The organism is Synechococcus sp. HK01-R (assembly GCF_014217855.1).
GTDB lineage: Bacteria > Cyanobacteriota > Cyanobacteriia > PCC-6307 > Cyanobiaceae > Synechococcus_C.
Genome location: NZ_CP059059.1, coordinates 1,286,659 through 1,302,877 on the forward strand (window position 1 = coordinate 1,286,659; position 16,219 = coordinate 1,302,877).

At 63.2% G+C, this 16,219-nt stretch carries 19 protein-coding genes and 1 tRNA gene; 6 read left to right on the plus strand and 14 right to left on the minus strand.

Going from position 1 to position 16,219, the window contains the following annotated elements; all coding sequences use genetic code 11:
* Positions 1-28: 28 nt before the first annotated feature.
* Together H0O21_RS06715 and H0O21_RS06720 are read right to left on the minus strand one after the other, a co-directional pair.
* The gene (locus H0O21_RS06715) at positions 29-1,051 is read right to left on the minus strand and encodes a TrkA family potassium uptake protein (RefSeq protein ID WP_240789216.1); all 1,023 of its coding nucleotides are present in this window, start codon (positions 1,049-1,051) and stop codon (positions 29-31) included.
* Positions 1,052-1,122: 71 nt separating this feature from the next.
* Positions 1,123-1,959, minus strand: coding sequence for a glycosyltransferase family 9 protein (locus H0O21_RS06720; protein WP_185189138.1), 837 nt, complete (start codon positions 1,957-1,959; stop codon positions 1,123-1,125).
* A gap of 73 nt (positions 1,960-2,032) precedes the next feature.
* Between H0O21_RS06720 and ispD the strand changes: the two genes are divergently transcribed.
* Positions 2,033-2,710 (plus strand): 2-C-methyl-D-erythritol 4-phosphate cytidylyltransferase, encoded by a 678-nt coding sequence (gene ispD / locus H0O21_RS06725; RefSeq protein ID WP_185190914.1) that lies wholly within the window; start codon positions 2,033-2,035, stop codon positions 2,708-2,710.
* On the opposite strand, the gene H0O21_RS06730 is transcribed toward ispD, so the two are convergent.
* Positions 2,697-3,608 (minus strand): LD-carboxypeptidase, encoded by a 912-nt coding sequence (locus tag H0O21_RS06730; RefSeq protein ID WP_185190915.1) that lies wholly within the window; start codon positions 3,606-3,608, stop codon positions 2,697-2,699. The genes ispD and H0O21_RS06730 overlap by 14 nt on opposite strands.
* A 15-nt stretch (positions 3,609-3,623) precedes the next feature.
* Positions 3,624-4,520: a 4-hydroxybenzoate polyprenyltransferase gene (locus H0O21_RS06735; RefSeq protein WP_185189139.1), complete on the minus strand. Its 897-nt coding sequence runs from the start codon at positions 4,518-4,520 to the stop codon at positions 3,624-3,626.
* Between the two features lie 119 nt (positions 4,521-4,639).
* Here H0O21_RS06735 and H0O21_RS06740 point away from each other — a divergent pair, with 119 nt between their 5' ends.
* Positions 4,640-6,247 (plus strand): Ppx/GppA phosphatase family protein, encoded by a 1,608-nt coding sequence (locus tag H0O21_RS06740; RefSeq protein WP_255441188.1) that lies wholly within the window; start codon positions 4,640-4,642, stop codon positions 6,245-6,247.
* Here the strand turns inward: H0O21_RS06740 and H0O21_RS06745 are convergent.
* The 6 genes from H0O21_RS06745 to petC all read right to left on the minus strand — a co-directional run bounded on the left by H0O21_RS06745 (position 6,210) and on the right by petC (position 10,398).
* Positions 6,210-7,031: a helix-turn-helix domain-containing protein gene (locus H0O21_RS06745; RefSeq protein WP_185189141.1), complete on the minus strand. Its 822-nt coding sequence runs from the start codon at positions 7,029-7,031 to the stop codon at positions 6,210-6,212. The two genes, H0O21_RS06740 and H0O21_RS06745, sit on opposite strands and share 38 nt — an antisense overlap.
* A gap of 88 nt (positions 7,032-7,119) precedes the next feature.
* A tRNA-Val gene (locus H0O21_RS06750) sits at positions 7,120-7,191 on the minus strand.
* 44 nt (positions 7,192-7,235) lie between these two features.
* Positions 7,236-8,015, minus strand: a complete 780-nt coding sequence (gene cobM / locus H0O21_RS06755; protein WP_185189142.1) for a precorrin-4 C(11)-methyltransferase — start codon at positions 8,013-8,015, stop codon at positions 7,236-7,238.
* Positions 8,012-8,866: a prolipoprotein diacylglyceryl transferase gene (gene lgt, locus H0O21_RS06760; protein ID WP_185189143.1), complete on the minus strand. Its 855-nt coding sequence runs from the start codon at positions 8,864-8,866 to the stop codon at positions 8,012-8,014. The genes cobM and lgt overlap by 4 nt, the downstream gene beginning before the upstream one ends.
* Positions 8,867-8,886: 20 nt before the next feature.
* Entirely contained in the window at positions 8,887-9,819 is a 933-nt protein-coding gene (gene petA, locus H0O21_RS06765; protein WP_131454600.1) for a cytochrome f, read from the minus strand.
* A 42-nt stretch (positions 9,820-9,861) separates the two neighbouring features.
* Positions 9,862-10,398, minus strand: a complete 537-nt coding sequence (gene petC / locus H0O21_RS06770) for a cytochrome b6-f complex iron-sulfur subunit (RefSeq protein WP_131454599.1) — start codon at positions 10,396-10,398, stop codon at positions 9,862-9,864.
* A gap of 101 nt (positions 10,399-10,499) precedes the next feature.
* Here petC and H0O21_RS06775 point away from each other — a divergent pair, with 101 nt between their 5' ends.
* Positions 10,500-10,844, plus strand: coding sequence for a DUF3067 family protein (locus H0O21_RS06775; RefSeq protein WP_131454598.1), 345 nt, complete (start codon positions 10,500-10,502; stop codon positions 10,842-10,844).
* Here the strand turns inward: H0O21_RS06775 and tatC are convergent.
* Complete coding sequence (tatC, locus tag H0O21_RS06780; RefSeq protein ID WP_131594869.1) at positions 10,795-11,529, minus strand: twin-arginine translocase subunit TatC; 735 nt, start codon at positions 11,527-11,529, stop codon at positions 10,795-10,797. The two genes, H0O21_RS06775 and tatC, sit on opposite strands and share 50 nt — an antisense overlap.
* A 132-nt stretch (positions 11,530-11,661) precedes the next feature.
* Positions 11,662-13,398 carry an NFACT family protein gene (locus H0O21_RS06785; protein ID WP_255440923.1) on the minus strand — a complete coding sequence of 579 codons (1,737 nt, stop codon included), beginning with the start codon at positions 13,396-13,398 and terminating at the stop codon, positions 11,662-11,664.
* A 63-nt stretch (positions 13,399-13,461) separates the two neighbouring features.
* On the opposite strand from H0O21_RS06785, the gene gmk reads away from it, so the two are divergent.
* Positions 13,462-14,034, plus strand: coding sequence for a guanylate kinase (gene gmk, locus H0O21_RS06790; protein WP_185189144.1), 573 nt, complete (start codon positions 13,462-13,464; stop codon positions 14,032-14,034).
* A gap of 125 nt (positions 14,035-14,159) precedes the next feature.
* Here gmk and psaJ read toward each other — a convergent pair whose 3' ends face one another.
* Positions 14,160-14,279 (minus strand): photosystem I reaction center subunit IX, encoded by a 120-nt coding sequence (gene psaJ, locus H0O21_RS06795; RefSeq protein WP_007101790.1) that lies wholly within the window; start codon positions 14,277-14,279, stop codon positions 14,160-14,162.
* A gap of 37 nt (positions 14,280-14,316) precedes the next feature.
* Positions 14,317-14,796, minus strand: a complete 480-nt coding sequence (locus tag H0O21_RS06800) for a Photosystem I reaction center subunit III (protein WP_131594871.1) — start codon at positions 14,794-14,796, stop codon at positions 14,317-14,319.
* A 76-nt stretch (positions 14,797-14,872) separates the two neighbouring features.
* On the opposite strand from H0O21_RS06800, the gene tsaD reads away from it, so the two are divergent.
* Together tsaD and H0O21_RS13385 are read left to right on the plus strand one after the other, a co-directional pair.
* Complete coding sequence (gene tsaD, locus H0O21_RS06805; protein ID WP_185189145.1) at positions 14,873-15,943, plus strand: tRNA (adenosine(37)-N6)-threonylcarbamoyltransferase complex transferase subunit TsaD; 1,071 nt, start codon at positions 14,873-14,875, stop codon at positions 15,941-15,943.
* Between the two features lie 38 nt (positions 15,944-15,981).
* Positions 15,982-16,209, plus strand: a complete 228-nt coding sequence (locus H0O21_RS13385; RefSeq protein ID WP_255440924.1) for a high light inducible protein — start codon at positions 15,982-15,984, stop codon at positions 16,207-16,209.
* The last annotated feature ends 10 nt before the right edge of the window (positions 16,210-16,219 follow it).

A 16,219-nucleotide genomic window follows, 5' to 3' on the forward strand; every position in this document is an offset into this window, starting at 1 on the left:
CCGGATCCAGCCCCCTGAGCTGCGGTGTCTAACGCCCCATCGTCTCGACCATGTCCACGGCTTCGCCCAGGAGGTCACGCAATTCGCAGAGCTGCTGTTTGCTGCCGAGCACCACCAGAAGTTGGCCAGGTTGAAGCGTCACATCACCGCCCGGATTGGCGATCAGTCGTCCACCATCACGGATTGCAATCACCATCGCGCCGGTGCGCCGACCGAGTTCCAGTTCTGCCAGGCTCCTCCCTGGCAGGTTGTGAAGCAGAAGTGGATCACGGCTGAGTCGAAATTCCTCGATCTCGCAATCGGATCCGGCCAGCAGCTCCATGAAATCCACCGCCAGTGGCCGCAGGGCTGTGGCCGCCATCATCCGGCCGCCAGCGACGTAAGGACTGACCACAACGCTGGCGCCCGCCAGCCGGAGTTTGGCGGCCGATTCCTCGCTGTCGGCCCTCGCAATCAGGCGGCAATTGGGCTCCAGTCCTCGGGCACTGAGCACCACATAGAGATTCGCGGCATTGCTGGGCAGGGCCGCGACCAGGCTGCGGCAGCGTTCCAGGCCTGCTTCCAGGAGGGTCTCATCGAGGGTGGCATCCGCCTGAAGCACCCGAAGGCCACTGTCCTCAGCGGCTTGCCGGCGTTCCGGATCCATTTCCACCACCAGCACCGGAACATTCTCGAGCTGGAGCTGCGCTCCGATCTCCCGGCCGATGCGGCCGTAGCCGCAGAGGATCACGTGATCATGCATGCGACGCAGAACCCGGCGGAAACGAAGTTCGCGAACCTGTCGGAAGTAGCCCGATTCTGTCAGTCCGAGCACCCGTTGGATCGAGAGCTGCACGACCACCACACCGCCAGCGATGATCAGCACCGTCACCAGCCGCCCAGCCTGCGAGAGGGGTTCAACCTCCCCATAACCGATGGTGCTGATCGTGATCAGCACCATCCAGAGGCAGTCACCCCAGTCCCAGCCCTCGGTGATGCGATAACCAACGGCACCCGCCAAGATCACCGCCGAAAGCGCCAGCACCGGCAGGCGCCAAGGTCGGGCCAGCATCCGCAGCCTCGGTTGGAGCGGGCTCCGATGCCGTCGCGACGGATGACCTGGTCCGCGGCGTTGGCTGGGCATCAGAAGCCCAGGGCGTTCAGGACATCCTGCGGGGTGAGGTTGGTCAGCCCTCCAGCTGGGGCTTGAACCACCCGCAGACCTTCTCGGCTGGGCAGTTGGTCTGCGTCCGCTCCCAGGGCGACGAGCGGCACTCCGCTATAGACGGCAAGGAGTTGGGTGATCGGGCAGCTGCTGAGCACGACATCGGCGCTGGCAACCTGAGCGGCCCTCGACGTCACAGATCCGCCAGGTGGAAGCACGACGGTGCGCAGACTGGCCAGTTTTGAGCGGATCGTTTCCGGCAGCTGCTGCCATTGCTCGGGGGGCCAGTCACTGCTGATTCCGCTTGCCGCCAACAGCAGCAGCGGACCATCTCCGGCTGGCTGGCGGCTCCGCGCTTCCTCAAGGGCTTTGGCTGGCAGTGACAGGCGGAAGCGTTCTGCATTGAGGCTCAGGCCGATGGCCTGAAGGAAGCCCTCCTGACGCTGGGCGAGCCAGCCTTCGCCAGGACGAGCGGTGGTCGTAGCGGAGAAGCCGCTCGTGGCCACCCGCGTGGGGATGTGGCTCATGGAGAGCATCAGGTTCACCTGACGGCCTTCGGCGAAGTTGAGGCTGAGTTGGAAATCCGGTTCGCGCACGGATCCGAGAAGGTTGGCCCAGTCGGCCAGGGTCGAGCCCGCCTCAAATTCGAAGGGGATCACCTTGTCCACCGCCGGCAGCAGGCTCCAGACCTGGCGGGACCTGGCAGGGCAGGCCACCTGAAGCGTCGCATCGAGTTGCTCGGCAAGGCTCGCCAAGGCCGGCAGCCGTTCGAGTTGCTGCTGAACGGTCCCTGGACTGAGGGCGAGAACGCGCATGAACCAGCGTCACAGGTCGTTGCGTGCTGATTGTATGGAGGACGTTTCACCCTGCCTGTTGCAGGAGTCGCTTGTGCATCTGTTGATCGCCGCCGCCGGGAGTGGTCGTCGCATGGGCGCAGACCGCAACAAATTGCTCCTGCCCCTTGCCGGTCGACCGGTGCTGGCTTGGACCTTGGAGGCTGCATTGGCAGCCAAGGCGATTGCCTGGATTGGTCTTGTCGGTCAGCCGGTGGATCGTGCTGAGATCGCCCCTTTGATGGCAGGTGTCGCTAAGCCGGTGGTCTGGATCGAGGGGGGCAGCACCCGACAGGAGTCGGTTCAGCGAGGGTTGGCGGCCCTGCCGGCAGCAGCCACCCATGTCTTGATTCACGACGGAGCTCGCTGTCTTGCGGAGCCCTCTTTGTTCGATCGCTGTGCGGCTGCAGTGGAGTCGGGTGATGCGGTGATTGCGGCCACCCCCGTGACCGACACGATCAAACGGGTCAACACAGAAGGCTTGATCCTTGACACACCTGATCGCTCGGAGCTCTGGGCCGCCCAGACCCCCCAAGGGTTTGCGGTTGAGCAGCTCCGGGAGGGACACCGCCAGGCCCTGGCGAGGGGATGGAGCGTGACGGATGACGCATCCCTCTTTGAGCGCTTGGGATGGCACGTGCAGGTGCTTGATGCTGGACCCGCCAACATCAAAGTCACGACTCCCTTCGATCTCACCGTCGCGGAGGCGGTTCTGGCTCTTAGAGCAGTCTGAGACAGCCCTGGGCGGGATCGAGTTCAGCGAGCCGCCCCATCGGCAAGGCCGCATTCCCCCCTGGGCCATGTCCCACGGGCAGTCCGCTGAGCACAGGAATGCCCAAGTCGCTGCAGCGCTCCCGCAGGACCTGCTCGAGGCTGAAGCCGCCGCGCTCGGGATCTTGGTCGTTGCAATCGCTAAAGCGGCCAAAGCAAAGACCGCCAAGCTTCTGCAGCAACCCCAGCAAGCGCCATTGGGTGAGCATGCGATCGAGGCGGTAGGGGGCCTCGGCCACATCTTCCAGCACGAGGATCGCCCCCTGCAGGGCAGGAACGTGTGGGCTGCCAAGCAGGTGAGTGGCCACGGTCAAATTGGCCGCCACGAGCGGTCCTCGGACTGCACCCGTGCTCACAGACGCTGCGCTCCAGGTTTCCCCCCGGAGATCGGGCAGCGCACGCCCGAACAGAAGATCCTGTAGACGTTGCTGACTCCAGAGCGGCTCTCCCGCGAGGGTGGTGAGCAATGGGCCATGGATTCCTCCATCGATGCCTGCTGCCAAGCGCGCCCAAAGCAGGGCTGTCACGTCGGAGAAGCCAAGCAGCCAGCCCGGTTGCCATCGGATGGGCTCTTCCAGCAACCTGGCAGCGCCCCAGCCGCCGCGGGCGCAGGCCAGCAGTGGGGCTGTCGGGCTGGGGTTCAGATCCGTCCGGCGCTGATCATCCGTGCCGGCCAGGTAGCCCCAGCGTCGCTTGCTGGCATCCCAAGGCAAAGGCTGAAGGCCCCAGGAGCTGAGGAGCTCCAGCCCCTCCTGCAGTCGGCTCGCATCGTCGATGGCTGAGCTGGCCGCCACCACAGCCACAGCATCACCGGCTTGAAGGGGTGGGGTGAGCTGACTGGATCCGCGAGTCGGCACCAGGGATCTCCGCAACGCTCAACCGATCCTGCCGAGGATCACCCCCAGCAGCAGCAAGGAGCCGAGCCACACCTGATGGCGGAAGTGGGTGCCGTAGATGGCCATTGGCTGGGGTTGGGTGCTGCGCAGGCCTTTGGTGGATCGTTCCATGCCAATGGCTGCCACAAACCAGCAGAGCCAGAAACCAGCAGCGAGTCCAGCGCCCCAGGCCGCGAAGGCCAGACTGAGTGCCGCCAGGGCGTAGCAGCAGCGCACTGCGACGACACAGTGCGGCCCAAGACTGAGAGCACTGCTGCGCAGGCCGAGCCGGGCGTCATCCGTCCGATCCGCCATGGCGTACACCGTGTCGAAGCCAAAGGTCCAGAGCAGCGTGGCCAGCCAGCAGCCCACGAGGGTGATCGATCCGACAAGCGGAGCACCGGTGGCTGCCCAGGGAATCAGCACTGCAAAGCCCCAACAAAGGGCCAGCACCATCTGGGGATAGGCGAACCAGCGTTTGGCTGAGGGGTACAGAAGAATGGGCGGCAGGGCCAACAGCGCCAGCCCCAGGCAGGTGAGGCGATGCCGGTCAGGGAGAGCCAGCACCACCAGCAGGCTCAGAAGCAGCAGCAGCACGAGGGCGACGAAGGCGGCTTGCAGCGGGATCATTCCCTGGGCCAGGGGGCGTTCTCGGGTCCGGGCCACCTCCCTGTCGAAGCGTCGATCCCAGAGGTCATTGGCGATGCAGCCTGCAGCGCTCACGCTCAGACCTCCCAGCAGGATCAACAGCACAAGCGATGCAGGAGGTGGTCCCGCAGGAGACAACCAAAGGCTCCAGCCCGCAGGGATCAGCAGAATCAGCCTTCCGCTCGGTTTGTTCCAGCGAAGCAGTTGAACCCAGGGGGTGAGAGCCGGGCGTGAGGTCGGGCCGGTCACAGCGCTGAGCAGCTGCAAAACCTTAGGCGGTGGCAAAGTGGTGCGGTTTGCTCTCCCGGTGCTTCATGGCGGCTGCCGAGCCCACCGCGCTGCACGAGTTGGAGCCCCCAGGAGTGGAGATGACGGAAAGCGCTCAGGGGCTGCAGAGTCATGGCCGTCGGATTCGCCGGGTGGCGGCTATCGACATCGGGACCAACTCCACCCACTTACTCGTGGCGGCGGTGGATCCGAGCCTGCGCACGTTCAGCGTTGAGCTTGCGGAGAAATCAACGACCCGTCTCGGTGAGCGGGACCCTGACAGCGGTCACCTCACTGATGGGGCCATGACCCGCGCCCTCGAGACCCTCCGACGCTTCCGGGAGTTGGCTTCCAGCCATCAAGTGGAGCAGATCGTCACAGCGGCCACCAGTGCCGTTCGCGAGGCGCCAAACGGGCGGGACTTTCTCCAGCAAATTAAGGATGAGCTGGACCTGGATGTGGATCTGGTCAGCGGGCCGGAGGAGGCTCGACTGATTTATTTGGGGGTGCTCTCCGGCATGCCCTTCGGCGATCGCCCCCACTTACTTCTTGATATCGGGGGGGGGTCCACCGAGTTGATCTTGGCGGATGGGCGTGATGCCCGGGCCCTCACCAGTACCCGCGTCGGTGCAGTTCGCCTGCAGCGCGATTTCGTCAAAGATGATCCGATTCCGGCCCAGCGCCGGGCCTTTCTGCAGGCTTTCATTCAGGGCTCCCTTGAGCCTGCAGTCGACAAGGTGAGGAGGCGGATTAAGCCAGGGGAGACCCCCGTGATGGTGGCCACCAGCGGCACGGCGATGGCGATCGGTGCCTTGGCTGCCAATGAAGAGGAGCGTCCTCCCCTCAAGCTGCATGGCTACCGGATTTCACGCCAGCGGCTGGACCGGGTTGTGGAAAAGCTGGTTTCGATGACTCCGGAACAGCGTCGCGCTTTGGCCCCGATCAATGACCGTCGCGCGGAAATCATTGTTCCCGGGGCCTTGATTCTCCAGACCACCATGCAGATGCTGGCGGTTGACGAGATGGTGCTCAGTGAGCGGGCCCTGCGCGAGGGTCTGATTGTGGATTGGATGCTCAGGCATGGATTGCTTGAGGACCGGTTCAGCTTCCAGAGCAGCATCCGTCAGCGCACGGTGATCCATCAGGTGCAGCGCTTTGCTGTCAATCAGCTGCGGGCGGAGCGGGTGGCTTCCCATGCTCTGAGCCTCTATGACTCGACGGGCGGTCAGCTGCATCAAGACGGTGGTGCTGGGCGCGACCTTCTCTGGGCTGCGGCGATGCTCCACACCTGCGGCCAACACATCAACCTGAGTGCTTATCACAAGCACTCTTGGTATCTGATTCGCCATGGGGAGCTGCTCGGGTATTCAGAAGCCGAGCATCTGATGGTGGCTGCGATCGCTCGTTACCACCGCCGCAGCTTGCCGAAGAAACGCCACGAGGCTTGGCAAGCTCTGCAGTCGAGGGACAACCGAACCACCGTGTCGGAGATGGCACTGCTGCTGCGTCTTGCGGCTGCCCTTGATCGTCGTCCTGAACCGGTGGTGGCTTCAATTCGGGCGGACTTGTCCGGGCGTGTCTTGAGTCTGGAACTGGTCCCGGAGCGGCTGAATCAAAACATCAGCCTGGAGCAATGGAGCCTGGAAAGCTGTGAGCCAGTGCTCCGTGAGGTTACAGGTCTTGCTTTGAACGTGACGGTGCGGCAGTAACGCGGTACCAACGCACTTGATCAATGGTCCCGAGCGGCGTCCCCGCCTGGCTGACGCCCTCCTGGCTTGTTGACACAAGATCAGGCCGGCCGGCGTAGATCTCAAGCCCCCGCTCCCCATTGAAGGTTTTGCTGGTGTTCAGGGTCCCCTCGAACAACACACCACCTTCACCATCACGGATCACCACCCAACTGGGCTCCTGTGAGCGCACAACGATCGATTGGCTTGCTGTCGAGGTTGGGGGTGATGGTTCAGCGGAGACTTCCTCCGTTCCGGAGACGGTCTGCGGTTGCGCTTTGGGTTCCGGAGCGCTGGGCATCGCGGCGAACTTTCTGGCGATCGGCCCCAGCTGATCAAGATGAAACGCTGCCAGCAGGCAAGCCGCCAGCGCTGCCAGCCCTGAGAGGGGCAGCAGCAGATTCGGGCGGGCTTTTGCGTCTTGGGTTTCCTGGGTGTCCCAACGGCTTGCCGTGGAGGTTTTCAGCCTCGGACTGCTGCTGAGTCCCTGCACCAAGGGCTCCGGGTCGATCCCCAGCTTGCTCGCCACCCGACGCACCATCGCCTTGATGAAGACCGGCTCGGGCAGATTGTCGAGCTGAGCTGCCTCTAGGGCTTCGAGTTGCTCGTCTCCCATGTGGAGAGAGGCGGCAAGCTGATGAATGGTCAGCCCTTTGGCTTCACGTGCACGCCGCAGGACTTGACCCGCCAGCTCCAAAGGAGAGATCGATTGCTCGGAGCCGTGGCTCGGCTTCAGAGAGATCGGCTCACTCTGCTCCGGTCCCATCTGGGTTAAACAATTATTCGACCGGACATTAGACCGGACATTAGTCCGAATGGCAACACTTGTCAGTTCATCAGGACAAGCGTTCAGATGGGCGATACTGGATTCGAACCAGTGACCCCTTCCGTGTGAAGGAAGTGCGCTACCACTGTGCTAATCGCCCGCACAAGCGAATCTTAAACTACCACCGGCAGGTGAATCTGGGCTTCAACGCCCCGGGCGGAAGAGGTGGTCGTGGTCTGGCGAATAGAGCTTGGATCGCTGCCCCTGGGCCTTGAGGGCAGGGCTGACCACGTAGAGCGTGGTGCGGATGAGGTCCCGTTGTTTCGAGACGGTTGCCATCTCTTGGAGTGGGACCACCTGAAGCCACTGATCGGGCCAGCTGACGCGGTAGCCAATGGCGACCGGGGTGTCGGCGGGGTAGTGCTCCATCAGAGTGGCCTGCACCTCATCGACGTGGCGGGCGCTCAGATAAAGACAAAGGGATGCTTGCAGGCGGGCCAGGTTGGCGAGTTGCTCCCGCTCTGGAACACCAGTGCGTCCCCCGGCTCTGCTGAGCACGATGGTCTGCACCAACCCGGGGATGGTCAGCTCAGCACTCAGCGCTGAAGCGGTGGCTTGATAGGCGCTGAGGCCTGGCACCACGTCCACGTCAATGCCTGCATCGGCAAGGCCGCAGACCTGTTCAGCGAGGGCTCCATAAAGACAGGGATCACCATCGTGCAGGCGAACGACCCGCAGGCCTGCGTGGGCCCGCTCGATCATCAGTGGCAGCACCTCTTCAAGCGTGAGAGTGCTGGTGCGAATTCGTTCGCATCTCTCTGGAGCCAGGGCTGCAATCTGCGGTGAGACCAAGGAGTCGGTCCAGATCAGCACCTCTGCAGCCCGCAGGCGATCCTCGGCTCTTCGGGTCAGAAGATCGGGAGCACCCGGTCCGGCACCCACGATTGAAACCTGCGCAGGGTTGGGTGAGACGGAGCTGTTCATGCCGGATCTCCCCGTCGAGCGGAGCCAAGATCGGGCAAGGCCCGTTTGCGTCCATACAGCCACCAGAGCCCAACAGCGGCAAGTCCCATGAGAGCAAGGCTCATCAGTTGGGCAATGCGCAAGCCTCCATCGCAGAAGGGTGGTTGACCTCCGAGGCAAAGCGGATCGATGCGGAGTCCCTCAATCCAGACCCGGCCAATGCTGTAGGCCAGCAGGTAAACGCAGCTGAGCGCTCCCGCCGGCAGATTGATGCGCCGCTTTCGTCCTTGCAGGAACAAGCTCATCAGCAGGGCGAACACCAGCAGGTTCCAGATTGATTCGTACAGGAACGTTGGATGGAAGTAATCGGCATCAGCGAAGACGGCCGGGCGTTGCGGATAGGCGATGAACAGCTTCCAGGGAAGATCAGTGGGTACGCCAAAGGCCTCCGAGTTAAAAAAGTTGCCCCAGCGGCCGATCGCTTGGCCCAGGGCAACGGATGGCACCAGTACATCGAGCACATCCCAGAACGACTGCCGCCGCCATCGACAGAACAGGATCACGGCCATGGTGCCCGCTAGCAGCGCACCATGGATGGCAATACCTCCACGCCAGATGGCGAACGCTTCCCACCAGGCGCCTTGATAGTTGCGCCATTCAAAGGCCACGTAATAAATCCTGGCGCCAATAACGGCCGCCAACACCAGGATCGGCAGTAGGTCGCTGATCAGTCCTTGTTCCAGGTCTCGCTGACGGGCTAACCAGCTGGAGAGGTTGAGACCGATCAGGACGGCGAGCGCAATCAGCAGGCCATACCAGCGCAAGGCAAAAGGCCCGAGCTGGAACAGCTCGGGCCCGGGTGATGTGAACATCGCGAGGAATGACACGGAAATCAGACGCCCTCAGCGGCCTGAACTTTCTCCACCTGCTTCTTCTTGAGGACCAGCATGATCTGGGCCAGTGCAACCGCGGCGAAGAAGGCAAGCAGACCGTAGATGCGAACAGGGTTCTGAAGAACGATTTCACCGTCCATCTGGCCGAAGCCACCCACGTTGGGATCGTTGGTCAGAGCTTCACCTGCTTCGATCTGGTCACCCACGGCAACGATGAGCTCTGGGCCGACAGGGATGGTTTCGTCGGTTGTGCTGCCGTCAGCTGCTTGGATCGTGACGATGCTGGCGCCGTTTTCGCCAGGGGCAATGGCGCTAATGGTGCCTGCTGCAGGAGCGGTGAAAATGGTGTTGTTGCTCTTTTCACCGGTGGGATAGACCTGACCGCGTCCGCGGTTGCCACCCACGAAAACCTGGTATTTGCCGAAGTGAATGTTGCTGTCGGCAGCAGGGTCAGGGGAGAGGATCGGGAAGACGATCTCCTGATGCTGGTCACCGGGGATAGGACCAACGAGAAGAATGTTGGGTTGGTCGTCGCTGTACTGCGTGAAATAGACGCCTTCGGTCTCTTCTTTGATTTCGTCGGTCCAGCGATCCTGGGGAGCCAGGGTGAAACCGTCCGGGAGTTGCACAACGGCACCAACCTGCAGAGGAACCTGGCTGCCATCGGCGCCGATTTCCTGCAGGCCCTGCTCGTAGGGAATCTTCACGGCTGCGGTGAAGACGGTGTCAGGCAGCACGGACTGGGGGAGCTCCACCTGGGTGAGCTTCTTGGCTAGGTGGCAGTTGGCGCAAACGATTTTGCCGGTAGCTTCCCGTGGGCTGGCGTAGTTCTGCTGAGCCCAGAAGGGGTAGGCCCAGCTGGCGGCCGGAGCGGTAAAGACGGAAACGCCGACGATCAGAGCGGCGAGGAGAGGGGAGAGGAGGCGACGCATCAGAGCAGGGAGACGGGAGAGAGGGAGGAAGCGCTGAACGAATCAGACCCACCAGGGCTTCTCGCCCGTGCGGAAGTCGGTGTCGGTCCACTGGCTCACGAACACGTTGTCGTTATCGACGCTGACGTTGGCGAGGGCCAGGGACAGGGGAGCGGGACCACGCACCACCTTGCCGGTGGCGTCGTACTGGCTGCCGTGGCAGGGGCACATGAACTTGTTGGCGCCACTGTTCCAGGGCACAACGCAGCCCAGGTGGGTGCAGATGGCATTGATTCCGTAGCTGCCGATGGCGTCGTCGCCTTCAACAATCAGATAAGTGGGATCGCCTTTGAGGCCCTGCACCAGGCTGCGGTCACCGCTGGGGTGGCTGCTCAGCCAGCCGGTCGCGGTGATCGGGTTGCCGAGCTCGTCTTTGGCCGTGGTGCCGCCGCCGCCACCTGCCGCCCGGGGCGGGATGAAGTAGTTCACCACTGGGTAGAGCGCGCCGAGCGCAACACCGGTCACAGATCCAAAGGTCAGCAGATTCATGAACTGCCGACGACCCATTCCGGGCACATCGCTCGAGGAGGCTTGGGTCATGGCGGAGGCAACCGTCACTGAATGGCGACCATTATGGACGTTGAAGTGCCCATCACGCTTTGCAACGACTGGGCTTTAACGTGTGTTGACGGCCTGTTTCCGTGCTTGAAGCAACTCCCTCCAGTCCCCCTGAGCCTCTGACGGTCGAGGAGGTGATCGGCTGTTTACGCCAGCGTTGGCAAGCGAGTTACGACCTTCAGTTGGTCGTTCGCCAGGGTCGGCTCTATGTCCAGGTGATGTGGGCTTACCTGGAACAGCAATCGTTTCCCCTCGATGAAGCGGCCTATCGGGAGCACCTTGCTGAGGTTATCGAGGTGGTCAATCGCTTGGCCCAAGCCAATGCCGTGCGCACCTGGCTGGAGAACACCAGGGATCGTCCCCGGCTTGGCAAGGCACTCAGCCTTCAGCTGCAGGGGGCTGAGCGTCTGGAAGAGTTTCTGCTTTGAAGCCCTGGGTGACGGCCACCAGTCCAACGCCGACAAGAAACAGGGCGGTGATCGCTCCTCCCAGCAGCAGCATCGTGATCGGGTCTGTGGACGGGGTGAGCACGGCGCCGGCGAGGGCTGCTGCCAGCACGACCCATCGCCAGGCCGCCAGCATTCGCTTCCAGGTGATCAGGCCGAAGAGACCGAGCAGCAGCTGGAGCACAGGCAGCTGAAAGGCCAGACCGGTCGCCAGCATCAGCAGAAGCACGAAATCGAGATAGCGCTCAATCGACCACAGGGGTTCGACCACATCAGCGCCGTAGCTCACAAGGAAGCGAAGCGCTGCCGGCACCAGGGCCCACCAGGCAAAGGCAAGACCGGCCAAGAACAGCACAGCTGATCCCGCCACTGCCGGCGCGATCAGTCGTCGCTCCTTCCTTGTGAGCCCTGGAAGTACGAAGGCCAGGCCCTGATACAGCACGAAGGGCAGCGCCAGGGTGAGACCGGTGTAACCAGCCACCTTGAACGATACGAACAGAAATTCACCGGGAGCTAGCTGCAGAAAGTGAATCGACCCCGCCGGCGCTTCGAGAAGGCGGACCAGAGGCTTGACCGCCACCAGGCATCCCAGGGCTGCGATCACCACGGCCAGCAGGCTTTTCAGCACCCGCTGGCGCAGCTCCTCCAGGTGATCCGTCAGCGGCATCTCCACATCGCCGGGCAGCTCAGCCGCAGGCCTGCTGATCCGAATGGGCGGAGGGGGAGCCTGGGGGGAGGCTGCCGCGGCTTTGGGCTCGTTCGGGTCGACGGGGCTCAGGAGGGCAGGTTCTGGCTGGGGTCAGGCTAGAAGTTCTCCGGCGCTCAGTCGCTGTTCCGCCCGTTCCGGCTCCGCCCAGCGCACGGCTCCGCCTCGGTGACGCACCGTGCCGGGGCCGGCGCCAGCGATCCTCTGCAGCTGCTCCACTGGCACCATCACCACAGGCACCTTGCGGTTCCGCCGGGCACGGCTGAACAGGGCGGCCAGATCGGCGGCCAGCTCCAGGTCCGCTTCGCCGGCGAGGCCTGTGGAAGCCTTGAGCACCACATGACTGCCTGGGCATTCCTGGGCGTGAAACCAGAGGTCCCCTGGCCGTGCCTGGCGCAGGCTGATCCAATCGTTCTGGCGGTGATTGCGACCGACCTGAATGGTGAGGCCAGCGGGACTGCGCAGTTCCAGGGGCTCCGGGCTGCCGTCCCGACGCTGGGGGGAGCCCGTGCGCTTGCTGCGTTGGCGTGGCTGAAGCAGCTCCTCCAGCTCTTGTTTCAGTTCCTTCAGGCGTGCCACCCGCTCGAGGGCTCCGTCCCAGCTGGCTGTGAGGAGATCCTCGAGAAAGCCATCACTGCCTTCAATCAGCTGCAATCGCTGCTGATGGTGCCGTTCACGCTCTTCAAGTTGGGGAACCGCACGGCGGAGCTTGCGCGCGCGCCGATAGAGCTTCTGGGCTTCATCGATTTGTGTGCGCTTCGGTTCCGACAGGCAGAGCAAAGCATCAGCCTGATGCTGCAGGGCGGAGGCCTGCTCGGTTTCTTTCAGCTTCAGCAACTGCTCTGCGAGCTGCCGCTCCTCCCGCTCCCGCCAATGGTCGAGGCTTTGTCGCAGCTCTCTGGCGATCTGCTCCAACTGTCGGCGTTCCAGTTGGTCCCGGTAGTGCCGTCCCAGGCGGAGGCTGAGCGGCTCCTCAGCCACCGGATTGGCTCCCTCCTCCCCTGACCAGACCTGGTAACGGCCCGCACGATCGATCCGTAACTGGAAGTGCTCATCCTCCAGTTGCCTCAGCCAGCTGTGCCAGCGGCTGTGCAGAGCACGCCATTCAGGCTCGCTGAGCTCCTGCACCGATTGGTTGAGGCGCTGCTTCGACACTTCTGGATCGTCATGCGCCAGTTGCCGTGCCAGGGCGGGGCTGATGCCCTGGTAGCTCTGGCGTAAAGCATCCCCGAGGGGAACCGGCAGCAGCATCAGACGCTCATGCCAGCGTTCGAAACTCTCCTGCGTCGATGGAGGGATTCCTTGCAGCGGTGGGGGCGGTAGGTAGGGATCACCGGTGCTGATCGGTCTGACCCTGGATTGGTGATCACGAACCTGTCGCCCCAGGGCAATCACTCGCTCCTGTTCGTCGAGAAGCATCAGATTGCTGTGGCGGCCCATGAGCTCCAACACAAGCCAGCGTTGGATCTCAGCTCCAGGACGTGGCGCGAATCCGAAGCGCACCACCCGTTCGAATCCGTCCTGCATGAGGCTGACGAGAGCCAGCTGCTTCAGGCTGTGCTGGATCTGTTGCGCCAGGGTGCTGCCACTGCCTTCGCGCCGAGGGGGGGGGATCTGCACCAGCCTGGCCAGCTCGGCCTGCCAGCTCAGCTCGAGCCACACCATGCCTTTCAGCGTGCGAAAGCCCAGCTGGAGACCATGGGCGTCTGGCTGCTGGGCCTTCTCAAAGCGGCTGGGCAGGATGCGTCCGCGTAGGTCGCTCAGAACAGCCCGTAGAGCTGTGAGGTCCATCACCTGGGGCGAGGCACTGAGCGGAAAGGGCTTGACCATGGCGGCGGCCGAGTTCTGCCGAGCGGATGCCTTCCTACCCTGCGGGTCGATCGGAAGCAATCCATGGTCCCCCCTGACACATCCGCCAGGCTCACGGTGCTCACCGGGCCCAGTGGTGTCGGTAAGGGCACATTGGTGGCCCGTCTGAGGGAGCGCCATCCCAATCTCTGGCTCTCCGTTTCCGCCACCACCCGATCGCCGCGGTCGGGGGAAGAGGAGGGGGTTCATTACTTCTTCCACAGTCGGGCCGCGTTTGATGCCCTGGTGCAAGCCGACGGCTTACTCGAGTGGGCGGAGTTTGCAGGACATTGCTATGGAACTCCCCGGCAGCCGGTGCAGGAGCGTCTAGCTGAGGGAGTGCCAGTGCTGCTGGAAATTGAGCTTGAGGGCGCCCGCCAGGTGCGACGCAGCCTTCCAGATGCGCTTCAGATTTTCCTTGCCCCTCCCAGCCTGGAGGAGCTGGAGCGGCGGATTCGTGGGCGAGGAACAGAGGCCGAGGAGGCGATTCAGCGCCGACTAGCGCGGGCCCGTGAGGAACTGGACGCTCAGTCGGAATTTGATGCCGTGGTGGTGAATGCTGATCTGGACAAGGCTCTGTCCGAGCTTGAGCGGCTGATGGGGATGCACAGCCATTGAGGATGGACAGCTATTGAGGATGGACAGCTATTGAGGATGGACAGCCATTGAGTGAGCCATGAAAAAAGGAGGGTCTTCACCCTCCTTTCATCGTGATGGGATTGGCTCGATGCCTCGGAGGGCGATCAACCCATCGGGTGGAAGAGAAGATCGGGGAAGAATCGGTTCCACTCGATCAGGATGCCGGCGGTCAGGGTGAACCAGATCGCGGCAACGACGGGAGCGGTGGTGAGGAATTTCTGCATCGGATCAGGGCGCTTGGATGGAATAAAAACGGAGATCTCAGCGGGGCGAGACGGTGACCTTGTTGTCGCTTTCCAGCAGCTTGCCGCTGGTGAGCTCGCCGAAGGCAGCCAGAGGCCAGGTGGCCGCGGCGATGCAGCTCTTCAGAGCGAGGGGGAGATCAATCTGGATCTCCTTGGTGTACTGCTCCTTGGTTCCGCGGGTGGCTTTCAGGTATTCGCGACCGGCCCAGCCGATGCAACCTGCGATGTAGAGGAACATCAGGCCGGGATACACGAAATCACCGGCGTGGCTCCAGCGACCATCAACGATCAGGTGAGGCAGGCCATCGTCACCGCACACAGCCTCGCTGTACATCTCGAAACGAGCCTTGGCTTGGGGGGTGGTGGCTGCCGCAGCACGCTGCTGGAAGCGGGCGCTTTCAGCGCAGGGGGTGAGACCTGCCACATCAGCCTTGGCAACGGGGGCGAAGCCGAAAACGAGCAGGGCCGAAAGCGCAAGGGCAAAGAGACGACGCATCGGATCGATTCCTGGTTGGGCCTGCCCCAGACGGCAGGATGTCACTAGCGGACAGTAGGGGAGGCTGACCAACCGGATGACAACACTGCTGGCCCTCGAAACAAGTTGTGACGAGTCGGCCGCCGCCATCGTGCGGCAGACAGACCTAGGAATCGAGGTTCTGGCCCACGGCATCAGCTCCCAGGTGGAGGAGCATGCCCAGTGGGGTGGGGTGGTGCCCGAGATCGCTTCGCGAAGGCATGTGGAGGCGTTGCCCTTTCTTGTCGAGCAAGCGCTGGCGTCCTCGGGGCTCTCCATGGATGCGCTGGATGCAGTGGCCTCGACTGTTGCTCCCGGGCTCGTGGGGGCGCTGATGGTCGGTTCGATCACGGCGCGCACCCTGGCGGCTCTCCACGGATTGCCATTTCTAGGCATTCACCATCTGGAGGCTCATCTCGCATCCGCTGCCCTTGGGGAGGCTCCGCCGGAGCCTCCCTACCTGGTGTTGCTTGTGAGTGGTGGTCATACGGAGCTGATCCGGGTGGATCTAGAGGGGCGCATGCATCGGCTTGGCCGCAGCCACGATGACGCTGCTGGCGAGGCTTTCGACAAGGTGGCCCGCCTTCTGGGTCTCTCCTATCCAGGTGGGCCAGCGATCCAGGCCTTGGCAGTGGCCGGGGATTCCTCCAGCTTTCAGCTGCCCAAGGGTCGGGTGTCGAAACCCGGTGGTGGCTATTACCCCTATGACTTCTCCTTCAGCGGTTTGAAGACGGCGATGTTGCGGCAGGTGGAGGCCTGCCGCGCCGATGGCGCCGAGCCTCCCTGGGCTGATCTCGCGGCCAGCTTCGAACAGGTGGTAGCCGATGTGTTGGTGGAACGGAGCCTGCGCTGTTGCCGCGACCAGGGGCTTCATCGCCTTGTGATGGTCGGTGGGGTTGCCGCCAACCGTCGTCTGCGTGCACTCATGGCCGACCGGGGCCAGGCCTTGGGGGTCTCGGTGCAGATCGCCCCGCTCGCTTACTGCACCGATAACGCCGCCATGGTGGGAGCGGCAGCGCTCCAGCGCCTGCAACGCTCCACTGCGGCCAGTCGCCTTGGCCTCGGCGTGGCAGCCCGCTGGCCGCTGGAGGATGCGGATGCCCTCATGGCTTCGCCACCACCGTTCTGATCCGTCGTCCTTAGACTTTCTTTCACCGCAGCGGAGTCATGGCATCAGCACCTAGACCTGATTCCGCTTCTTCTGAGCAGGATCATTCCTCCACTGACGCTGGCGGACCTGGGCCCAGCACGGTGGCTGGTGGTGAGCTCAACGCTTGGCGTCGTGGCTTTACGCCCCAGGCGGAACTTTGGAACGGACGCTTGGCGATGCTTGGCCTGTCCGTGGGCATTGCCCTGTTGTTGATCCTGCGTGTGGTCGGCGGCTCCCACTCCTGATCGAGGACCC

Excerpts from the sequence above, each read along its gene's own strand:
- tsaD (WP_185189145.1), top strand. The coding sequence starts at position 14,873 with ATGACAACACTGCTGGCCCTCGAAACAAGTTGTGACGAGTCGGCCGCC.
- psaJ (WP_007101790.1), bottom strand. The coding sequence starts at position 14,279 with ATGCAGAAATTCCTCACCACCGCTCCCGTCGTTGCCGCGATCTGGTTC.
- cobM (WP_185189142.1), bottom strand. The coding sequence starts at position 8,015 with ATGAACAGCTCCGTCTCACCCAACCCTGCGCAGGTTTCAATCGTGGGT.
- petC (WP_131454599.1), bottom strand. The coding sequence starts at position 10,398 with ATGACCCAAGCCTCCTCGAGCGATGTGCCCGGAATGGGTCGTCGGCAG.
- H0O21_RS06785 (WP_255440923.1), bottom strand. The coding sequence starts at position 13,398 with ATGGTCAAGCCCTTTCCGCTCAGTGCCTCGCCCCAGGTGATGGACCTC.
- lgt (WP_185189143.1), bottom strand. The coding sequence starts at position 8,866 with ATGTTCACATCACCCGGGCCCGAGCTGTTCCAGCTCGGGCCTTTTGCC.
- tatC (WP_131594869.1), bottom strand. The coding sequence starts at position 11,529 with ATGCCGCTGACGGATCACCTGGAGGAGCTGCGCCAGCGGGTGCTGAAA.
- gmk (WP_185189144.1), top strand. The coding sequence starts at position 13,462 with ATGGTCCCCCCTGACACATCCGCCAGGCTCACGGTGCTCACCGGGCCC.
- H0O21_RS06715 (WP_240789216.1), bottom strand. The coding sequence starts at position 1,051 with ATGCTGGCCCGACCTTGGCGCCTGCCGGTGCTGGCGCTTTCGGCGGTG.
- H0O21_RS13385 (WP_255440924.1), top strand. The coding sequence starts at position 15,982 with ATGGCATCAGCACCTAGACCTGATTCCGCTTCTTCTGAGCAGGATCAT.
- H0O21_RS06745 (WP_185189141.1), bottom strand. The coding sequence starts at position 7,031 with ATGGGACCGGAGCAGAGTGAGCCGATCTCTCTGAAGCCGAGCCACGGC.
- H0O21_RS06740 (WP_255441188.1), top strand. The coding sequence starts at position 4,640 with ATGACGGAAAGCGCTCAGGGGCTGCAGAGTCATGGCCGTCGGATTCGC.
- petA (WP_131454600.1), bottom strand. The coding sequence starts at position 9,819 with ATGCGTCGCCTCCTCTCCCCTCTCCTCGCCGCTCTGATCGTCGGCGTT.
- H0O21_RS06720 (WP_185189138.1), bottom strand. The coding sequence starts at position 1,959 with ATGCGCGTTCTCGCCCTCAGTCCAGGGACCGTTCAGCAGCAACTCGAA.
- H0O21_RS06800 (WP_131594871.1), bottom strand. The coding sequence starts at position 14,796 with ATGCGTCGTCTCTTTGCCCTTGCGCTTTCGGCCCTGCTCGTTTTCGGC.